The sequence below is a fragment of the Bacillus sp. NPDC094077 genome, assembly GCF_050279465.1.
Lineage (GTDB): Bacteria > Bacillota > Bacilli > Bacillales > Bacillaceae_G > Bacillus_A.
The window spans coordinates 374168-394101 of sequence record NZ_JBNNUF010000004.1 but is presented as its reverse complement, the minus strand read 5'-3'; the positions used below and the strand labels follow the sequence as shown (position 1 = coordinate 394101).

Genomic DNA, 19934 nt, shown 5'->3' with positions numbered 1-19934 from the left:
GCAATTTATGTTTATATTAAAAGACGTTACATATAAAGATATACTACACATTCCTTATTTGCAGATTCAAAAAGAAAAAATCACTTGTATTATCGGTGAGAGCGGGAGCGGAAAAAGTACATTGCTTCACATGTTAAACGATTTACAATCTCCAACATCCGGTACAATTGAATATAACGGAAAACCAATTTCTGATTATCCTCCTGTTCAATTACGACGTGACGTAGTCATGCTTGGGCAAACGCCACCCATTTTTGACGGGACTGTTAAAGACAATTTATTAATGGGATTGCGTCTTTCTGAAAAGCTATTTCCAAATGATGATGCTTTGCGGCATGCATTAACGACTGTTAGCTTAGAAAAAAATTTAGAAGACACCGCCTCCTCTTTATCCGGCGGTGAAAAACAAAGGCTTTCTTTTGCTCGCATCATACTCATGGATCCCCCCGTCTATTTATTAGATGAACCAACTTCGGCATTAGATAGTGATACAGAACGCCGCGTTATGAAGCAATTCACTATACTCGCAAGAGTAAAGAAAAAAACAGTTATTTTCATCACGCACTCGCAACAACTTCCAGAAGAAATTGCAGACGATATTATTGAAATTAGTAAAACAAACGGTGCAACTAGAAAGGAAGTGCTCTCAGTTGAAGGGCGTTATTGAACTCCAAATTTGGCAACTTGCTGCTGCATATATTTTCATTCTTATTTTAATCGGGCTTGTGAAATTAAAAGGAATCCCGCGCGAGAAACAAATTGCGATCGCAACATTCCGTATGACCATTCAGCTCGTACTTGTTGCATATGTTCTTACATACGTATTTGAAAACAGTAATCCATTTTATACAATCGCTCTTATTACTTCTATTACTACCTTTGCAATTTTTAACATTTATAAACGAGTCAATATCCCGATGTCAAAAGACTTAAAACGAGTAGCTGCTCTTTCTATGGTTGCGGGATCAATTGGACCACTTCTACTATTTATCTTTGTTATTATCGGACACGACCCTTGGTATGCGCCGCAATATATCGTTCCAATTACAGGGATGTTAGTTGGAAATGCGATGACAGGTGTTTCTCTTGGTGCAAATACATTCTTAAACAATATGAAATCACAAAGAGGTCAAATTGAAGGTGCACTTATGCTCGGCGCAACACCGAAAGAAGCAACCGCTCCGCTCATTCGAGACGCTTTTGATTCTGCTATTTTACCAACAATCAATTCCATGGTCGGAATGGGAATTATAAGCCTTCCCGGCATGATGACTGGTCAAATATTATCTGGCGTATCACCGTTTACAGCGATTCAATATCAAATCGCCATTATACTCGGTATTTCAGGGAGTACTGCTTTCGCTGTTATTATCTTCTTACAACTTGGATATAAAACGTTCTTTAATAAGCGGTGTCAGTTAAAAGAAATGGACTATGCTGCGCGGTAAATGATGCACCGTTTGTTCACAGTGAATGAAATTATATCGACTTACCGACAAAAAATAACACAATAAAAAGAGGAGGCTATTCGCCTCCTCCTTTTATTTACTTACGCCTTCTTAACGAACTGTGATTTTAACTTCATAGCTCCGAAACCGTCGATTTTGCAATCAATATCGTGATCTCCTTCAACTAGACGGATACTCTTTACTTTCGTACCAATCTTCACAACTGAAGAAGTTCCTTTTACTTTTAAATCTTTAATTACAGTAACAGCATCGCCATCTTGAAGAACGTTTCCGTTCGCATCTTTTACAACTTTTGCACCATCATTATTTTCAGCTTCCGCTTCTTGTCCCCACTCATGTGCACATTCTGGACATACGAAAAGAACGCCATCCTCATACGTATATTCTGAATTACATTTTGGACAATTTGGTAAAGTAGCCATAAATTCATTTCCTCCGTTCATTATTTATACGTAAAAATCAAATTAGATTTTTACATGTCGATAAAGTTCAACTAATCGGGCATTTACGGGCAGTTGACATCCCATCTACATATTTGCTGGCGCCCTATTCTGAGATAGAAGTCTTACTACCCGTTAATGCGGGATAAATAAAATTTGTATAGCATTTCTTTATACTGCCATAGTCTCACGTTATTGACAAGCCTACCTCAAATTCTCATTTTTTATTGTATTTTACAAAATTTCAATTCGTATGGCGTTTCCAATAAATAAAAGAAGGATCTTCACAAGATTCTTCTTTTCAAAATTAACGAGTTTCTCTCTAGAAAAACCACATATTTTCTTCAACGTAAATTTGATACTCTTCTACTTCTTCTTCACTTAACTTTTTATTATTTAAATAAATTACTTGCCATTCAAAGTAATCATCATTTAAATATACAGCGAATTTAATTTTCACATTTTCCTTTTCTTCATAATCATAGCCAGTAAATTCTACTATGTCATAATCTTTTTCTTTTTTAACGTACTTCCAATTTGGTTTGTCTGTGATAGACTCTAAAGCCTCTCCTTCAAGACTTAAGCGAACAACGTTTTTAATGTTAGGTTCAGTTGGTAAATAAGATAAACCGAAACTAGCACCTGCAAACAATACAAATACTATAACTTGTAAACCAATCATAAGCCCGATATGAGCGCCGCCTTTTGATTGTAAATAATACTCTTTCTTATAATCAGGCACATTTTCTGCCTTATGCAAAATACGGATAACATGCTTATAATACAATCGATTCCCTTGCCATCCCGTAAATAGCATAATTCCAATATATATTATAAAATCTATCCACATTGGTATATCAATAAAAGTAGCTGTAATTAAAGTAGGTACCGCTAATAACGTAAGTATAATAAATAACTTATACATTTTACGATACGCTAACCAAAAGTGCGGGAAGATACATGCTACCCAATTCCACGTATTTTCTTTCTTTGGATTTTTCACTTGTCCCCATTTAAAATCGTAATACGCTGTATTCTTTCTCACAACTTTATGTAATTCTTGCTGGGAGAATGTTTCTTGTAAAACAGTTTCCTTCACGTACATCATCCTTCTCTTATTTCGATATAATTTTATTGTATATGCACAAAACGAAGGAATCTAACAAAAAATAGTTATATTTCATAAAATTGAACGGAAATCGAATATATTCCAACAAATACTCGTTTCTTATTTCATTTTACTTTTAAATATATTAAAATAATCATGTATCATATATTTAATACACTAAGTTAAATATTTTATAATGAAAAATGTTTCACATGAAACTCTCCTTATTTCGTATTACCTTTCCTCCACACCATACTTGTAAAGCCTTTTCTACCTACTACAAAATAGGGAAGACGCCCTTTTCAAAAAGGCGTCTTTTTACAGCTGAAAATTTACTAATATAAAAATACATTGTTTAATAAATGAATTCCCCATGGAACGAGTAAATTATTTGTTTTCTTATAAGTGTAAGCTAAACATACACCGATACCAAAAATATATAACACACTACCTAAAGTAAATATAAAAGCACGTATTACAATACTACTAAGTGTAGAAAAGCGCTGAGATAATTTCGTGAAAAATATACCTCGAAATAAAAGTTCTTCCCAAATCGGTGCAAAAATTGTGAGCACAACTACGTATAGAATTATTTCATTTATAATAGGCTCTATTACTATATTAGACTCATCCATATCCATACTAAACCCCGTTGGTAGAACTAAATTTAATACTGCAAGATATACAAGAAGCAATATCATCGTCATTGCTATTGTGACATAATTCTTAAAATTATTGAACTATAGTGATTTTACTAACTGTAAACAGGAATTTCTTGCTGGTGAATACATTAAAATAATCGTAAAAAACGTGAAGAATGGAATAAGATGATCTACATACCATGGATATAATGAGGAATCATATACAAGGTTCAAAAAACTAATTCCGTGTTCATCATATCTCCTCCAGTATAATTAAACCTTTCAAACCATTATATACCAAATAAAAAACTGAACAGTTTCCACACATAAAAAAGACAATACACCCTACTGTATTGTCCATTTTCTTCCCTACCATTTCTCTCTACACGTCTCAATCAAGTGAAGCAAATACCTCTTTGTCATATCAGCCCTTCTCCACCTTGAGAGCATTCGCTTTTCTTTTGGATCATTTCGTATTCGCTCTACTTCTTTTAATAAAGGCTCCCATTCTTTCGCTGAACGTTCTAACAAGTATTGCAATCCTCTATCTTTTGAGACGATTGTTTTATTCTCTAACGTATATAAAATACGTCCCATCGTAACGACAGCTGATTCCACCCATTCTTCTATAAAAAATAAATACGGACGCTTCGCTTTTTCACTCCAATAATGTTCTACATTATATTTCATCGTATTTACTACATCGTCCCATTGTATTTGAAACGGAAGATCTTCTGCTTCTTTCCCGATAACTGTAATGCCTTGTTTTTTCAATGTCCACCATGTGACCGCATTAATATCCCAATGGCCAATATCCGCCTTACCATCTGCACAATACACGTACTCATTCATTTCATCATTGTATTTCCCTAAATCAGCGAGCGGAATATACATACCGTCCATTCTTTTTCCTAGCGTACTATTACTAAGCTTCTTATGTAGTTCTACGAGTTGTTGTTTTTCAGCTTCATTCACGTAATCATTGATTACTGCAACAAAATCAACATCGCTCGTTTCTATATGAAATGCTCCTAGCGCGATCGAGCCGTAAACGTATACCCCGACTATTTTTTCATCTAAAAAAATTTCTTTTACCCCTACTATGTACTGCTCCATTAACTGCTTTACTTCTTCTGGTAAAGCTTGTTTTATTCCATTCTCCATATCTATCCCTCCATTAAAAAAGCCTTTGCAAATTCGCAAAGGCTTCCTAATTTATAAATATTTCTCGATTTCTTCGTAAACATCCTTCAAACGAGGATTTCCTTCTCCAACAATTTCTCCATTTACAAGAACGACTGGATAAAATAAATCTTCCTCCACTACTCGCTCTGCGAATGCTTTTTTATCCTCATCTTCTTGTTCTTCTTGAAAATCAATATACTCAAACTTAAATTTATTTTCTTGTCCTTCATACTTACGACCAATCGCCGCTTGTAACCATTCAAACGTTTCTGTTGAAGATGGCATTCCGACGCAGCTCGCACAAATTACTTTCGTCCCATACACTTGCACATTAACCATTTCTTCTCCCCCACTTCTTGTTCTAACAGTATATTCAGATGTCTTATTACATAAGCACATCATTTTACAAACGTATTTCATACCCCTATACTGAAAAAACACGTTGTACACATGATACAATATTTCGACAATAAAACAAGAAGAGAAAAAATAGATTTTCCCCTCTATCTTGATTATAATAAAACTGATGAAAGGAGTCGATAAAAATGGAAAACCCAAATATGCAAGAACAAGTACTAGAAGTATTAGATAAATTACGCCCGTTCTTACTTCGTGATGGCGGTGACGTTGAATTAGTAGACATTGAAGAAGGTATCGTAAAACTACGCCTTATGGGTGCATGCGGAAGCTGCCCAAGTTCTACAATCACACTAAAAGCTGGTATCGAGCGCGCGTTACTTGAAGAAGTACCAGGCGTTATCGAGGTAGAGCAAGTATTCTAATTAAAAGCGGAAGCGGCTCGTTCAAAATGTGAGGGGGATGGAGCCTCTGACATAGAGGCGCTTTTTGCCTCGGTGGAAGAAGCGAAGCCACCGAACATTTTAGCCGCTGGAGCTAGATATTAATCTAAAAGCGGAAGCGGCTCGTTCAGAATCGCTTGCTAAAAGAGACCAAAATTGGTCTCTTTTTTTTATTCAAATAACACTTATCCTTTAACATCATAAAACAAAATTGGAAATCCTTCTCAAAAAATGCGATAATTAATACTATATAGTGAATCGTTCACACATATAAAGTAAAACACATAGGGGGACGACACATGCCAAGAATGGGAAGTACTTTTTCAACAATTCAAGAACTAGAACAGAAAAAAGAGTATTTATTAAACCTTTCATCCGTTATACCAACATGGAATACAAGCTATCAATTTTTATTTAAAGAAATTCAGCAAGAATTATTGAGTAAAGTAAATGAAAAAATCGAAAGACATCAATTCATTTTAAATATATGTGCAGATCAAAAGGTAGGAGCATAATGTATTACATATAATTGTGGTATAAAAAAGAGACCTCAATCGGTCTCTTTTTTATACTTTTAAGATAGCCAATCTAATTTTCTAATCCCGAGCTTATCGACTGGTAAACGAAGCGAGCCATAAAAATGCTTCATAAATTGCTCTGAGCGGTTCACATCGTGTAAAATGGCTTCTAAGCGATCTCTATATATGCTTTTTTGTTCTTCGTTCCCAGTTTGGTAATATCGTTCGACCGTTTCAAAATAGTGGAGCGGGAACAGGAGCCTTGCAAATAATAAGCGCCAACCAAATGAGGATAGCGAATAATTACGTTCATAATCTGTAACAAATTGAACGATTGTTTGCTCCCAGTCTTTCTTTTTTTCTATCGTCATATGGCGAATCCATTCTGCTATATCTCTAGTTGGGTGATCGTACACCCAATCAAAAGGAAGTTTGAGACGCTTCGTTTGATGCCATAATAAAGGTGTAAATCGTTCCTGGCAAATTGTTGCTGCATCGGTTATTTGCGGCGTATCATCCATTTCTGTATCGACAACATATTGAATTGCATTTTCTGCAACTCCTAAGTAATACGGGAAGGATTCAATAAACAATTGATCGAATACGTCTGAAGGGTGGTTCATCACTTGTGATTGCCAAAACTTTTCTAACTGATCGAGCCTTTTTTCCCATAACGCTTTCCATTCACCAATGCGGCTTAATTGTTCAATTTCTTCCGGAAAGAATGCACCTCGTTTATGGAATATAGAAAGCTCGCTTCCTAATGACATAGCATGTCGTTCTAACGTACGCATACCTTTTAATAAGCAGTAATTTTTTTCTTCTATCTCACTTACATAGTAGCCGTGTATAGTCGGAACGAAAGTCGCTACAGTTATATCCCCTTGCTGGTTCATATAATCACTGAGCTTTTTCATCTCTACAAGTACTTCTTCCTCCATTTCTCCAATTGGAACAAGTACATAAATTTTGTTGCGAATCCAAAAGCTTTTATAGGGGCCAAGGGGGATTAATTCTTTAGCATGCATATGATAATGCTCATAAATATGATGAATCATCGCAGTCGCCACCTATGGTTTTTCTTTATATATATGAGCTTGTGCTCGCCTTTCATTCCTATGCACATGATAAAGCAATGAAACGTATACAAATACTAAAAAGAAAAAAAGGTGATAAACATGAAAGAATCCAATCAACTACAAGAAAGAGCATTACAACTATTACAAGAGCGCGGTGTAACAATTGACGACATTGCTGAACTCGTTCATTTCCTTCAAAAAAAATACCATCCAAATTTAGAGATGGCAGAATGTCGTTACAATGTAGAACGTGTACTATCAAAACGCGAAGTACAAAATGCACTTATTACTGGTATCGAACTCGATGTCCTCGCTGAAAAAGGAATGTTAAGTGAGCCGTTACAAGATATCGTAAAACGTGATGAAGGCCTATATGGAATTGATGAAGTTATCGCACTTTCTATCGTGAACGTGTACGGCTCTATCGGTTTCACGAACTTTGGATATATTGATAAATTAAAACCAGGTATTTTAGAATACTTAAATGATAAATCAACTGGAAAAGTGCATACGTTCCTTGACGATATCGTTGGGGGAATCGCTGCCGCTGCTTCAAGCCGTTTAGCACACCGAGCTGACCACTCGGAATAATACTTTCTAGGCCGTCAGTTTCATACTGACGGTCTTTCATATTCCATCAGCATGAATTCTCTTCCTCGGCTCAAAAAAATAGGCCCCTGTTGAAAACCTATATTTTTATATAGTGTAATCGCTCTTTTATTAAATGTTGCTACACTGAGTCGGAATATTTTCGAATTGAATTCTTTAGTTGCAAACGCTACTCCCGCTTGAAAAAATATTTTTCCCGTCCCTTTACCTGTTAACACTGGCTTCATTCCAAGACCAATGTCTACTACATCTTCCCCCACATATAAATTAGCATCTCTTCCCCCCGGAACTTGTGCATTTTTCCCAAAGCAAAAATACCCGATAAACTCTCCCTCCTCATCACAACAGCCATAATATGTCCCGTCTAACAGCTCTTCTATTACTTCAGCATCTCCTGAAAAACTATATAAATTATACGGCTCCTCGTACGTCCACGTATTTATCTCAATCGCTTCTTCTTCTGTTAACGTATGTATATCCATATCTCTCGCTCCTTATCAAATATTCTATATATCTACTCATTCATTTTTCACATTCGATTTCCCTCTAATTGCATTATGCATAATTGCATGCACACATCCATAAAAAAAGTGCTACAATTTACTCGAATCGCTGTTGCTACACTTCTTGATTAGAGAAAAGGCGTTAAAACGGAAATTAGCGTCTTATCAACCTCAAGCAATTGGCACATTTTGTCATCTGAAAAGACACTCGAAAGGGTGTCTTTTTTGTATATCGCACAAGGACTTACTCATTCCCCAAATTACACGCATAACATAATATAACTCTTTAAACGCATGAATCCCTCTCTAAAAGTTGTGAAGTACGTTACGAGAGATTCAAAATAAAAAAGCACTCCAGTCAGAGTGCTTTTTACTTTCAAATAAGGAGGTTTCATATATGGATAGTACTCTCGTATTTAACTTCGGCATTGGTATTGTCATTATTTTATTTGTCTTCTTTGTTCTTTGTATGAGCGGGGTATAGCAATCTTTTATGCCGATAACTCCTTTAAAGTATCACTTAATTTGAACTTTCTTAATTGTAATGAAGCAATCATTGCTGCCCCTGCTCCAAGCACCACACTAGCTAGAGTTAATATAAAAACTTGATTATACGGAATGATAATAACCGTTAACTCTAAGCTTGATAACACAATATAACTAAACAAAATTCCGCCAAAAATGCCAATACAACCAGCTATCGCTCCAAGTAAAGTTCCCTCTAATAAAACAATCCGTCTCATTTGTTTCAGAATAGCTCCTACCACACGAATCATACTAATTTCAGCACGTCTTTCATGTAAACTTGCGACAATCGCATTCGTTAATCCTATACCAGAAATAATGAAGATAATTACAACTAACACAGCTTTATTCCGATAACGAATTACACTTCGGCTACTAATCATCTTTTCAATACTTAGTATCATTTGAAACGGTTTTACAATCATTAGTGCTATTATACGAATAAATAATGGAATCGAAAATATGATAGATTAATTCATTGATTAGAGAGTTAAAGTCTTTTTCACCACCAAAAAGTCTGGATATTCAATGAAAATTTTATCACTCCATCCAACAAAGGGAAGTATATGCAATTAATAGAAGTATGTTAATATTTAGTAAATTTAGAATCAAGCAGCAGGAGGAAGAGCAATTGAATACAAGTGTTTTTACAAATCAAAATACGTACAAGTTGTTAAATGATTGGTATCATCTCATAATTTCTCAAAAATATAAAGAAGCTGCAACTATGAAAAAGGAAATTGATGAACGAAAAGAAGAATTGAAAGATGATAAAAATTTATTACTGTATTATTCCCTATTAGATTTTCGATACAAGGTGTTAACAAACGGATTAGGGATTACAAAAGATAGTTTTGAAGAAATTGAAGCGGTATATACGCCTTCAGACAATCTCCTTATGTTTTATTACCATTTCTTCAAGGGAATTCACCGAACATCAATTTCAAGCTTCGTAAAAGCACGAGAAGAGTATGAAAAAGCGGAACAATTATTAAACTCCATTTCTGATGAAATTGAACTTGGGGAATTTTATTATAGAGTTGCTGCGTTCAATAACTATACGTACAAACCCCTCAAAGTAATTAAATTTGGAAATATGGCTCTAGATATTTTTGAAAAACATCCAGGTCACGAAATCAACGTGGGGCTGTGTAAAAATTTATTAGGTGGTATTTGTGTACATTTGGATCAATACGAAGAATCAGAAGAATATTTCACAGCGGCGATCGATATTCTTCAAAAGAAAAATGCATCAGAATTAATTTTACGTGTTCGAAATAACCTCGGTTGGCTGTATGCAAGTCAAAATCTATCTACATTAGCAATTAGACACCTTTCAGCAGTTATAGAGGGCATGCCGAATAACTATAAGGCTATTTTATTGTTATCACGCGAATATCATAAACTAGGGGAAAAAGAGCAAGTTTCCGAACTCGTTAACAAAGGATTGGAGATTTGTGGGGAAAATGATGAATTATACAAACATCATTTTAATATTTTAAAAGAAATGAACTTAAATGTTTCTACAAAAAACATTGAAAAAGCAATTTTAGAAGGAATTGCTTATTTCGATAAAGAAGAGTTGTATGAGTACACAAGAGAATATACAGAGAAACTGGCACTTTGTTTCTATAAAGAAGGAGATCCAGTCAAGGCAAGCGAGTATTTCCACATGCAACATCAAGCGAAAGAAAAAAAGAATGAAAAAGGAGCGTTAAAGTAATGAAGAAAAAATTAAGTTTAATCGCATTAGGCTTAGGACTTATCGGTTTTTTGGCAATCGGAGCAAATACAAATGATAAGGCAGTTGCTTATGGAGATTATCCAGCTCCGGCGTTAATGCATAGCAACGATTACGATGGCGCCCATGGGGAGACAATCTAATATAAGCAAAAAAAAGAGACTCCATAACGGAAGTCTCTTTTTTTGTAATGAGGTTAATGATTTGGTTTCCTTTTATTTTGGAGCACCACATTCCCATCAAGCTAAGACTTTAAATTACCCTCTAAATGGAAATTTTCTGTTTTTTATAGCACTGAAGTTCATTTTTATCGCTTTAGGGAAGAATGTGTTTCTTAACTTGATAGTGATGTGGCAACCTGTTCTGTTAGGTTGATGGGCATGCGGCAGGCCCCCTTAATGCTCACTACGTTCCGCTTACCGTTGACAAACCATTAAACTAAGTTATTTTATTCAAAATAAATATGACAATGATATAGCTAGTTTTTATACAAATAAATAATTAAGATATAAGATGTTATAATAAAAATGAAATAAACACTCCTACTTATTTTTAAGGCAAGTAAGTAGATTTTATTTCATTAGTTTAAAGCTATGTACAAAAAAAATAACCCCTAGGGGTTATTTTTTTGTACATAGCTTTATTTTTCAACTTCTTTAAAAGTATCTTTTAAATCTTTATCTGTTATTTTTATATCTGCTTTCTTGAATAAATCTTTAAAGAATTGTTGTTGCCATTGTTGATCTTGTGAACGCTTCTGTTCCAATTCCTTACGAATATTATCTTTTTCTTGATCAAAAGGTTTTAACTCTTTTTTCTCTGTTAATTTAATAATATGGTAACCATAAGAAGATTTTATTGGATCACTTACTTGTCCAGCTTCTAATTTATAAGCAGCTTCTTCAAATTTAGAATCCATTTCACCTGGACCAAACTCAGGTAATTCTCCACCTTTTTCTTTTGAACCAGGATCTTCTGAATATTGTTTTGCTAATGCTGCGAAATCTTCTCCATTATTTAATTTTTCTTTTATTTCTTTCGCCGTTTTTTCATCTTTTACTAAAATATGACTTGCCTTTAATTTTGGTTTATAGTAATCTTTTATTTCTTTTTCCGTAACTGAAGCTTTAACAGCTTTTTCAAAAGCTATTTGCGTTTTTATTTTCGTTTTAAGATCATCTTCATCTTTAGCACCAACTTGTGCTAAATAGGCTTTAAAATTATCACCCATTTGTTTTTTTAATTCTTCAACTTTTTTCTTTGCCTCATCATCTGAAACTTTATATTTATCTAGTAAAATCTTGTCTAACATTACTTGTTGTAAAACAGGTTTTCCTGCGGTCTCTTTTAACTTTTTATTAAATTCTTCTTGTGTCAAATTTCCTGATTTCGATGTAACAAGATTATCTGAATTACCACATGCAGATAATAATAAAATGCCACTCATTGCAGCACCAATAAACATACGTCGTTTAATCAATGTTTTATACCTCTCTCTATAAATTAATTTATAGTTCAGTATATCAAATAATATAAAATACATTTGCTATTTTATTAATAAAATAAGTTCTTTATAAGAAATAAGTTATATCTCTTTTCAGTGTAAATGTAATATATGGTTTCTTTACCCATCAAAAAAAAGAATAGCAACCACATCTAATTTTAAACAAAACCGAAAAAGCCTTTCTGATTTTGCTTCTGCATATTTCTAATGTTTTCAAGCAATAATTGATCTCGTTTCTCTAACTTCTTCTCTAAGGGGTCCTGCCATATCCCCATCAAGCTAAGATTTTGAAATAAACCCAAAACGAAAATTTTATCTTTTCATAGGTGTCCATGAGAATTCAGTTCATTTTTTTCGTTTTGGGGAACATTTAATTTCTTAAGTTGATGGCAATGTGATGTGCCCCCTATCCAGAATGAAAACCCTTTAATTTTTTGTGTTTTTTGTCACATACTAACATTTATCCCGCATTAACTGGTTCAACTAATAATCAGTAGAGGATGGACAAAACCCCCACTGATTACAGTTTCACTTTATTTCTCACGTCAGAAAAGTTGACTCTCGCAACAAAAGTAACCATAATAGTTACACGAATACATAAAAACTATTCACATATCCACAAATGGGAGGAAGAACAATGAAACATGTAATCGTTTATGCACACCCGAATACAGAAAGCTTCAACCATGCTATTTTAGAAACTGTAAAAAGTGAATTAGAAGGAAAAGGTCATGAAGTACGCGTTCGTGATTTATACGAATTAAACTTCAATCCCGTATTAGGCGCTTCCGATTTCATCTCATTTTCTCAAGGAAATACACCAGAAGATATTAAAGAAGAGCAAGAACATATTTCTTGGGCTGATAACATTACATTCATTTACCCAGTTTGGTGGGCAGGACTTCCTGCTATTTTAAAAGGATACGTTGACCGTGTATTTAGCCACGGCTTCGCTTATGCTTACGGTGAAAATGGCATTGAAAAGTTATTAAGCGATAAAAAAGGCTTATTATTATCTACAATGGGAAATACGAAAGAAGTATACACAGCAAACGGTATGTTTGATGCCATGAAGAAAACAACTGATGCTGGTATTTTTGAATTTACAGGAATTGAAACACTTGAGCATACATTTTATACAAGCGTTCCTTCTGTGGATGACAGTGTGCGTAAACAATATCTTGAAGAAGTTAAAGACGTTGTGAATCGTGTATTTTAATAAAAACTCCGGTTATAACAACCGGAGTTTTTTATTTCATCATCAATTTAGGAATATATCTTTGAAGTATACTTTCTAATTCATTCATATCTTCCTGTCTAATAAGTAAATTTACATTGTCATTCATTTTTTCTCGCCCGCGATATAAAAATATATTTTTTTTTGGATTTTCCCATGTTGATGTTTTATAGCCTTTTAATTCTTCGTATGAATAAAAGTTCAATCCGTCTATTACACCTTTTTCATATATTTGTACACTTTTAATAAGATGGATAGCTATTAAAGTCATAAAACAACTTGCTACAGCATGAATACCTAACTGAATGAGAAACTGTTCAACTGTATCAATATCACCACTTATATACTGAACATATATATACATACATTGTCCGATGAAGTACGCTGGTCCAAGTAATGCAATCCAACGTCGTTTCACCCGAGGATACATTGCAATAAATTTTCCCGCGCTTTTTTTCATTTCACTTATTTTATATATCTTCCATAGAACAAAGAACAAAACACATACTGCCAAAACAAACATAATGCACGACATCCAATACACTCTTATTTCCTCCCTCCTATATCATTACATAAAAATTTTACATTTTATATAACTACAGTACATATGCAATTCTGCATAAAAAAAACAGGTAACCTCTTCCGGTTACCTGCCTTTCATTACATCTTCCCAATCCAATCCGTCAAGTTATGCACAACTTGCGTCGGTTGTACTTCATATTCTGTTAACTTCTCCACAGTTGTGACTCCAGTGTGGACAAGAAGGGTATGCATGCCAGCATTTATTCCTGCTAAAATGTCTGTATCGTAGTTATCCCCAACCATTAACGCCTCATCTTTTTCTACGCCAAGCACTTTTAGCGCTTGTTCCATAATGATTGATTCTGGTTTTCCGATAAAGATTGGATTTACACCTGTTGATACTGCTACAACTGATGTTAATGAACCGTTACCTGGTAATAATCCGCGCTCAGTTGGAATAGCAATGTCCCCATTTGTAGAAATAAACGTTGCGCCGTTACGCACAGCAAGACAAGCTTTTGCTAATTTTTCATACGTGATATCACGATCTAAACCAACAACAACGAAATCAGGATTTTCATCCACAAGTTCAAACCCTTTTTCCACAAGTGCATCGTGTAAACCCTCTTCCCCAATCATGTACACAGTTGCATCTTGTTTACGCTCATAAATGAAGTTCGCTGTCGCCATACTCGTTGTGAATACTTGCTCTGCTTTCGCTGGAATATCGAAACGAACAAGTTTTTCTGCTACTTGTTCTGGTTTACGAGTCGAGTTATTTGTAACGAATAAATACGGAATGCCGTGCTCTCCTAATGCTTTTACGAAGTCGCTTGCTTCTTCAATTTGTTCTTCACCACGATACATCGTACCGTCTAAGTCAATTAAATAACCTTTATACATCTATTATGTCTCTCCTTCTATGCTAGCGTTCTCCTCTATCATACCACTCTTATATTACCCCCTTTTCCCAAAGAAAAAAACGCTTTACCTTAAAGCGCCCCATAACGTTCATTTTTTCTCTTTTACTTGATAAGAACAACTACAATCGCCCTCGCACATGTTTGCTAGCGTCTTTACATTTGCATCTGCGAATAAACGCTTATACATCTCTTTTTCATCTTCACATACTTGCGGGAATCTCTCTGCAATTTCCTTTAACGGACAGTTTTGTTTTTCAATTACGAAAGAATTCTCTCCATCTCTCTTTATTTGCACCATATAACCATTTCTCTCTTGCATAGCTGCTATCTCTTGCACTTTATACGCCAAATTCTTTTGATTACTCACTCTCTTTTGCAATGTTTCTTCCATTCGCTTCGTTCTCTCTTTTAAAACGTAACGAAGTATTTTTTCATCGCCCATTCGAGCTAAATCTTCTAGCATATCAATCGCAAATTGCTTGTACTCCTTCGGGAATGTATCTTCTCCCTTTTCACTTAATCCATACAAATAAGTTGGTCTTCCGACATGTTGCCTTACCATCTTGGAATAAATTAAGCCATCTTTCTCAAGATTACTTAAATGTCTTCGAATCGCCATTTCTGTAATCTCTAAAACGTCAGCTAATTCCGCCACCGTATGCTCTCCCTTTACCTTCAATAATTGGACAATCTCGTCTTTCGTAGTGCGCGCTTCCCCCATGCTTCACCCTTCTCCCTTTTCTTTCTCACATACAATATAAAATCCCCAAAAGGTATTTTGGGGATTTTATAAGCATAATTATTCTGGTACAAATGCAGATACAGGTCCTAATTCCTTTTCTAAATAACCGCGAATATTCGCTGGGTATTTCTCTACCACTGCAATATGTTTTTGAATCGTCTTATATAATTCCTCATGATTCATTTGAATATAGTCTTGCGTAAGCATTTTTCGAAGAAGGATAACTTCTTTCATTCCTTGTCCTTCTTCTGTACTTATCACTCGCTCATCCATTAAAATATCGATAATATCTTCATAACTTCCTGGATCGCGCATAATAAATCCATCAATCATCGCATTCCCTACATCTAATACACAATCAATCATAAGATGGGCTATGCGCTCTAATGCATAAAATTCAAACTCGGTTTCATATATCTTCTTCTCTTGAAATGTATTTGTTGCTCGCTCTAAACATACTAGCATTTGTTCTATTTTTTTTCTGTCTACGAAGTACATTAATGTCACCTACCTGGAAATTAAAGCATTTACATTTTAATTGTAACGCTTTCTTCTGAAAAAATCGACAATTTTTCGAATTCACCTTTTCTCTGTTATTTGTTATAGTTATATTTGTATGATTTTTGAAATTGGAGGAATGCAATCTTGGAACGTGAACTCGCACTAGAAATTGTCCGTGTAACAGAAGCAGCAGCCTTAGCATCCGCACAGTGGATGGGCCGCGGAAAGAAAAATGAAGCAGATGATGCAGCAACTACAGCTATGCGTGATATGTTCGATTCAGTAAACATGGCAGGTACAGTTGTAATTGGTGAAGGAGAACTTGATGAAGCGCCGATGTTATATATTGGTGAAGAACTAGGAACAGGTAACGGTCCAGAAGTAGATATCGCCGTTGACCCATTAGAAGGTACAAACATCGTTGCAAAAGGTCTTGCAAATGCAATGGCAGTTATTGCAATCGCGGATAAAGGGAACCTTCTTCATGCTCCTGATATGTACATGGAAAAAATCGCGGTTGGTCCAAAAGCAGCTGGTAAAATTAGCTTAGATGATCCAATTGAAAAAACAATTGAAATTGTAGCAGAAGCTAACAATAAAAAGATTCGTGATCTAACAGTTATCGTTCAAGAACGTGAACGTCATCAAGATATTATTGACCGTGTTCGTGCAAAAGGTGCACGCGTTAAATTATTTGGTGATGGTGATGTTGGTGCCTCAATCGCAACAGCACTACCTGGAACAGGTATCGACTTATTCGTCGGTGTTGGCGGAGCTCCAGAAGGCGTTATTTCTGCAGCAGCATTAAAATGCCTTGAAGGTGAAATGCAAGCTCGCTTAGTTCCAATGAACGAAGAAGAAGAAGCTCGTTGTCGTGAAATGGGATTAGAAGATCCTCGTCAACTTCTTATGTTAGATGACTTAGTATCTGGTGATGATGCAATCTTCTCAGCAACAGGTGTTTCTGCTGGTGAGTTATTAGACGGCGTTAAATTCCTTGGCGGAGATTTAGCTGAAACATATTCTATCGTAATGCGTTACAAAACTAGAACGGTACGATTCATTAAAACGCATCACCATTTAGATCATAAACCACACTTAAACTTAGATATTTAATAAAGGAGCCATGTATATGGAAGAACGTTTCTTTCTGTACGACGACACAGTCGCTACAAAAACTCGTTTCGTTAGCTTTATGGGGGAAAATGAGCGTCATGATTTAGCGCTTTTATACTCCGATCGTCATTACGGTAAAACAATTGTCCTTGATATGCAGCGTAATAAATTTGCAATCATCGGCGCTGACGATTTAAACGAACCAGGCTACTTAGAGCATGCATTTTCTATGTCTGAAGAAATTGCAGAAGAATTACGCTCATTTTTATTTGAACTTATATAATTTATCTTATGCACCAGCTATTTTAGCTGGTGTTTTTTCACAGTGATAATTTTGAATTTTCAATCTTTCGTGGTATACTTATGAACAAATCTATTTGGATAGAAAGGACGTTATCTACGTATGCCAACATTTACTTTGTAATGGACCAGCAATTGGATAGCATTACTCTCAAAAAAGCATCGTGCTTTTTCAAGGGAGTAGTCTGCCCATTCCCATTACAAAGGAACGTGATGCATCTGTAGTATGATGCTTACGGAGGTTCCTCTTAGGGGGGCCTCCTTTTATTTTTGTCTCTTTCTTTATCTTCATACTGCAAGACATCCAAATAGCTGTATTACGTTCCTTTACCCACTAATATATGAGGTGAAGGAAAATGCAGAAAGTACAACTTTCTTGGAGTTTATATGAAAATCAGCAAAACACAATCGAAAAATATTGTAAAAATTGCGGACGCACTACCCTATTTACTGATACGAATATTCGCAGGCATAACGCCAATGGAAAAAACATATACCGCTTTGCCATTTATAAATGTCCGAACGATCATACGTGGAATCAAAAACTTCGCATTTATAAATCATTTACTGATCACGTTGAAACAGTCGATATGACTCAACAAGACCAAACAGAAACAAGTACTACCATTTCCATTACGCAACATAAAGAAAGTGGCATAACCGAAATCACAATCGTATTAGACATCATTTTTGGTTCCCACCGCATCGATAAAGCATTATCCACATATATTTCCGATTGGAGCCGTACACTCATTGTGGATAAAATTAAAAATGGGGATATTCAATTGAATGGGCAACAAATGAAACCAAATACAATACTTTCTGAAGGCGATTATATTTCGATTTGTTTGTGAGGGGGAATCTCATGTTAAAAGTAAGAAAAGGTACGATGGATTTACTAGACGAATTAGATGAAATGTATACAGAATGTAAAAAAGCGCTCTTACAAAATCAAATTTACCAATGGGATGATTCTTATCCCGCACGAGAACATATTTCCTATCACTTAGAACAAGGTGAACTCTATTGCCTGTTTGAGGGTGATTCACTCGTTGGCGCTGTCGTATTAAACGAGTCGCAGTCTCCAGAATATGAGCGAATTGATTGGTCAGAAACAGACGGGAGCTTTCTTATCGTCCACTCTTTTGTCATCCATCCGCTCGCGCAAGGAAAAGGATATAGTAAATTACTTTTATCCTTTTGGGAAAATGAAGCGAAACAGAAAAACTATACCGGCATACGATTAGATGCTTTCACTGGTAATCCTGTTTCATTGCGTTTGTATGAAAAGAATCATTATATTTGCCGAGGCGCTGTTTATTTTGCCAGTAAACAGCCTCCTCACAATTGGTATAATTGCTATGAAAAAATCCTCTTACAATCGTAAGAGGATTTTTTATTTCTTCACTTTTCGTAATACAAAGTATGCGCAACCGAAGTTACAGTACTCGTATAAGTACTCTGATAATGTACTAATTTTCGTATCATATGTCGCACGTTGGTTACTATCATCAAAGAATCCGCGCAACCGAAGTTGCTCATATCCCCAGTCTCCAACGATATAATCATATTTATTTAAAATTTCTGCATAGCGCTCTTTAAATGCTTCTTCACGAAAACCGTCACGATAGTTTGTAATTACTTCGTACTGAACATTATTAATGCTCACCGTAGCATGAATCTCTTGCTTTTGCTCCATCATTAACTTCCTCTCTAAGCATTCTTCTTTTTATCCTATCACAAAGCATAACAACCAACAATTTCAAATACAAAAAATTGCAAATTAGTACATGCTATGGAGAAGGAGGTGATACATCGTGAAAAAACAAATTTTACTTTCCCTTCTCACTCTTTCCTTATTCGCAGGCTGCCAATCAACGAACAAAGCTGAAATGGAACGTGAAGAAGGAAGCCGTGTTCTTGTTTCTAATAAAAACGACATGTATCATACAGAAAATACAAACACAAGGCTCACGAGAGTCGGCTATTCATCCAAACAAAAGCATGAAGTATCTAACAAACAAGTAGGAGCCATTAACCGTGAGAAAGTTGCTGAAATGATTACAAGCATGACAGTCCAACTTCCCGACGTTACAAATGCCGCTACACTCGTTACCGACGATGAAGTGTTCGTTGTATATCGTGCCAACACAACTGATCCGAAACTCGTAGCCGATCAAGTATATAAAACTGCTTTATCCATCGTCCCTCGCTATTATAAGGCATATGTATCAACAAACCAAAAGTTGATTTCTCAAATTCAAGGTCTTCAATCTGGTGCATTAAACGATACGGAATATACACAAAGCCTTGATATGTTGAAACGAGAAATGAGTAAAAATCCTCATTTGAACAATACAGAGAATCAGACTTTGAATAATATGATTAAAAAATAAAGATTTGAATAACATACTTATTCATAGATCATTACAAAAAATAAAAGCATGAAAACTCATGCTTTTATTTTTTAT

25 protein-coding genes and 3 pseudogenes are annotated in these 19934 nt (G+C 35.2%); 13 read left to right on the top strand and 15 right to left on the bottom strand.

Features of this window, described 5'->3' with window-relative positions; genetic code table 11:
- Positions 1-7 precede the first annotated feature (7 nt).
- Both ACQKNR_RS13775 and ACQKNR_RS13770 read left to right on the top strand, forming a co-directional pair.
- A complete protein-coding gene (locus ACQKNR_RS13775; RefSeq protein ID WP_427318394.1) occupies positions 8-667 on the top strand; it encodes an ABC transporter ATP-binding protein in 660 nt (219 codons plus the stop codon).
- Positions 651-1448, top strand: a complete 798-nt coding sequence (locus tag ACQKNR_RS13770) for an ABC transporter permease (RefSeq protein WP_427318393.1) — start codon at positions 651-653, stop codon at positions 1446-1448. Before ACQKNR_RS13775 ends, ACQKNR_RS13770 begins: the two co-directional genes overlap by 17 nt.
- Before the next feature lie 101 nt (positions 1449-1549).
- On the opposite strand, the gene phnA is transcribed toward ACQKNR_RS13770, so the two are convergent.
- The 5 genes and pseudogenes from phnA to ACQKNR_RS13745 form a co-directional block, all read right to left on the bottom strand.
- Positions 1550-1891 (bottom strand): alkylphosphonate utilization operon protein PhnA, encoded by a 342-nt coding sequence (phnA, locus tag ACQKNR_RS13765; protein ID WP_002174031.1) that lies wholly within the window; start codon positions 1889-1891, stop codon positions 1550-1552.
- A gap of 340 nt (positions 1892-2231) precedes the next feature.
- Positions 2232-3014, bottom strand: coding sequence for a DUF2628 domain-containing protein (locus tag ACQKNR_RS13760; protein ID WP_427318392.1), 783 nt, complete (start codon positions 3012-3014; stop codon positions 2232-2234).
- A 321-nt stretch (positions 3015-3335) separates the two neighbouring features.
- Positions 3336-3901: pseudogene (locus ACQKNR_RS13755) on the bottom strand (CPBP family intramembrane glutamic endopeptidase).
- Positions 3902-4027: 126 nt separating this feature from the next.
- Entirely contained in the window at positions 4028-4822 is a 795-nt protein-coding gene (locus ACQKNR_RS13750; RefSeq protein WP_427318391.1) for a nucleotidyltransferase domain-containing protein, read from the bottom strand.
- Between the two features lie 51 nt (positions 4823-4873).
- A complete protein-coding gene (locus ACQKNR_RS13745; RefSeq protein ID WP_000248586.1) occupies positions 4874-5182 on the bottom strand; it encodes a YuzD family protein in 309 nt (102 codons plus the stop codon).
- 206 nt (positions 5183-5388) lie between these two features.
- On the opposite strand from ACQKNR_RS13745, the gene ACQKNR_RS13740 reads away from it, so the two are divergent.
- Positions 5389-5625 carry a NifU family protein gene (locus ACQKNR_RS13740; RefSeq protein ID WP_000431179.1) on the top strand — a complete coding sequence of 79 codons (237 nt, stop codon included), beginning with the start codon at positions 5389-5391 and terminating at the stop codon, positions 5623-5625.
- Positions 5626-5942: 317 nt separating this feature from the next.
- The gene (locus ACQKNR_RS13735; RefSeq protein WP_193412946.1) at positions 5943-6158 is read left to right on the top strand and encodes a carbonic anhydrase; all 216 of its coding nucleotides are present in this window, start codon (positions 5943-5945) and stop codon (positions 6156-6158) included.
- Positions 6159-6217: 59 nt separating this feature from the next.
- Here the strand turns inward: ACQKNR_RS13735 and yutH are convergent, their stop codons facing one another.
- Positions 6218-7219 (bottom strand): spore coat putative kinase YutH, encoded by a 1002-nt coding sequence (gene yutH, locus ACQKNR_RS13730; protein WP_427318390.1) that lies wholly within the window; start codon positions 7217-7219, stop codon positions 6218-6220.
- Between the two features lie 120 nt (positions 7220-7339).
- Between yutH and ACQKNR_RS13725 the strand changes: the two genes are divergently transcribed.
- The gene (locus ACQKNR_RS13725; RefSeq protein ID WP_193412944.1) at positions 7340-7831 is read left to right on the top strand and encodes a phosphatidylglycerophosphatase A family protein; all 492 of its coding nucleotides are present in this window, start codon (positions 7340-7342) and stop codon (positions 7829-7831) included.
- Positions 7832-7851: 20 nt separating this feature from the next.
- Here the strand turns inward: ACQKNR_RS13725 and ACQKNR_RS13720 are convergent, their stop codons facing one another.
- Both ACQKNR_RS13720 and ACQKNR_RS13715 read right to left on the bottom strand, forming a co-directional pair.
- The gene (locus ACQKNR_RS13720; RefSeq protein WP_427318389.1) at positions 7852-8331 is read right to left on the bottom strand and encodes an N-acetyltransferase family protein; all 480 of its coding nucleotides are present in this window, start codon (positions 8329-8331) and stop codon (positions 7852-7854) included.
- Between the two features lie 512 nt (positions 8332-8843).
- A pseudogene (locus tag ACQKNR_RS13715) lies at positions 8844-9218 on the bottom strand (FtsX-like permease family protein); the annotation flags it as partial.
- 290 nt (positions 9219-9508) lie between these two features.
- Here ACQKNR_RS13715 and ACQKNR_RS13710 point away from each other — a divergent pair.
- Positions 9509-10600 (top strand): tetratricopeptide repeat protein, encoded by a 1092-nt coding sequence (locus tag ACQKNR_RS13710; protein WP_427318388.1) that lies wholly within the window; start codon positions 9509-9511, stop codon positions 10598-10600.
- Positions 10600-10761, top strand: a complete 162-nt coding sequence (locus ACQKNR_RS13705; protein WP_193412937.1) for a Phr family secreted Rap phosphatase inhibitor — start codon at positions 10600-10602, stop codon at positions 10759-10761. Before ACQKNR_RS13710 ends, ACQKNR_RS13705 begins: the two co-directional genes overlap by 1 nt.
- Before the next feature lie 497 nt (positions 10762-11258).
- Here ACQKNR_RS13705 and ACQKNR_RS13700 read toward each other — a convergent pair whose 3' ends face one another.
- Together ACQKNR_RS13700 and ACQKNR_RS13695 are read right to left on the bottom strand one after the other, a co-directional pair.
- Positions 11259-12098 carry a peptidylprolyl isomerase gene (locus ACQKNR_RS13700; RefSeq protein WP_427318387.1) on the bottom strand — a complete coding sequence of 280 codons (840 nt, stop codon included), beginning with the start codon at positions 12096-12098 and terminating at the stop codon, positions 11259-11261.
- Positions 12099-12280: 182 nt separating this feature from the next.
- Positions 12281-12376, bottom strand: a pseudogene (locus ACQKNR_RS13695) (MerR family transcriptional regulator); the annotation flags it as partial.
- A 383-nt stretch (positions 12377-12759) separates the two neighbouring features.
- Between ACQKNR_RS13695 and ACQKNR_RS13690 the strand changes: the two are divergent.
- The gene (locus ACQKNR_RS13690; protein ID WP_427318386.1) at positions 12760-13341 is read left to right on the top strand and encodes an NAD(P)H-dependent oxidoreductase; all 582 of its coding nucleotides are present in this window, start codon (positions 12760-12762) and stop codon (positions 13339-13341) included.
- A gap of 31 nt (positions 13342-13372) precedes the next feature.
- Here ACQKNR_RS13690 and ACQKNR_RS13685 read toward each other — a convergent pair whose 3' ends face one another.
- From ACQKNR_RS13685 to ACQKNR_RS13670, 4 genes are all read right to left on the bottom strand, one after another.
- The gene (locus ACQKNR_RS13685; RefSeq protein WP_427318385.1) at positions 13373-13903 is read right to left on the bottom strand and encodes an iron ABC transporter substrate-binding protein; all 531 of its coding nucleotides are present in this window, start codon (positions 13901-13903) and stop codon (positions 13373-13375) included.
- A 116-nt stretch (positions 13904-14019) separates the two neighbouring features.
- Positions 14020-14784, bottom strand: coding sequence for a TIGR01457 family HAD-type hydrolase (locus tag ACQKNR_RS13680; protein WP_427318384.1), 765 nt, complete (start codon positions 14782-14784; stop codon positions 14020-14022).
- Between the two features lie 108 nt (positions 14785-14892).
- The gene (locus ACQKNR_RS13675) at positions 14893-15525 is read right to left on the bottom strand and encodes a helix-turn-helix transcriptional regulator (RefSeq protein WP_427318383.1); all 633 of its coding nucleotides are present in this window, start codon (positions 15523-15525) and stop codon (positions 14893-14895) included.
- A 78-nt stretch (positions 15526-15603) separates the two neighbouring features.
- On the bottom strand, positions 15604-16044 hold the full coding sequence (locus tag ACQKNR_RS13670; protein ID WP_427318382.1) for a DUF86 domain-containing protein: 441 nt from the start codon (positions 16042-16044) through the stop codon (positions 15604-15606).
- 147 nt (positions 16045-16191) lie between these two features.
- Between ACQKNR_RS13670 and glpX the strand changes: the two genes are divergently transcribed.
- The 4 genes from glpX to ACQKNR_RS13650 all read left to right on the top strand — a co-directional run bounded on the left by glpX (position 16192) and on the right by ACQKNR_RS13650 (position 18850).
- Positions 16192-17163 carry a class II fructose-bisphosphatase gene (gene glpX, locus ACQKNR_RS13665; RefSeq protein WP_000439096.1) on the top strand — a complete coding sequence of 324 codons (972 nt, stop codon included), beginning with the start codon at positions 16192-16194 and terminating at the stop codon, positions 17161-17163.
- Positions 17164-17179: 16 nt separating this feature from the next.
- Positions 17180-17446: a DUF3055 domain-containing protein gene (locus tag ACQKNR_RS13660; RefSeq protein ID WP_098546033.1), complete on the top strand. Its 267-nt coding sequence runs from the start codon at positions 17180-17182 to the stop codon at positions 17444-17446.
- Between the two features lie 373 nt (positions 17447-17819).
- Positions 17820-18317 (top strand): cytoplasmic protein, encoded by a 498-nt coding sequence (locus ACQKNR_RS13655; protein WP_427318381.1) that lies wholly within the window; start codon positions 17820-17822, stop codon positions 18315-18317.
- Positions 18318-18328: 11 nt separating this feature from the next.
- The gene (locus tag ACQKNR_RS13650; RefSeq protein WP_427318380.1) at positions 18329-18850 is read left to right on the top strand and encodes a GNAT family N-acetyltransferase; all 522 of its coding nucleotides are present in this window, start codon (positions 18329-18331) and stop codon (positions 18848-18850) included.
- A gap of 9 nt (positions 18851-18859) precedes the next feature.
- On the opposite strand, the gene ACQKNR_RS13645 is transcribed toward ACQKNR_RS13650, so the two are convergent.
- Positions 18860-19162: a YutD family protein gene (locus tag ACQKNR_RS13645; protein ID WP_427318379.1), complete on the bottom strand. Its 303-nt coding sequence runs from the start codon at positions 19160-19162 to the stop codon at positions 18860-18862.
- Positions 19163-19280: 118 nt separating this feature from the next.
- Here ACQKNR_RS13645 and ACQKNR_RS13640 point away from each other — a divergent pair, with 118 nt between their 5' ends.
- On the top strand, positions 19281-19859 hold the full coding sequence (locus ACQKNR_RS13640) for a YhcN/YlaJ family sporulation lipoprotein (protein WP_427318378.1): 579 nt from the start codon (positions 19281-19283) through the stop codon (positions 19857-19859).
- Positions 19860-19934: the final 75 nt, after the last annotated feature.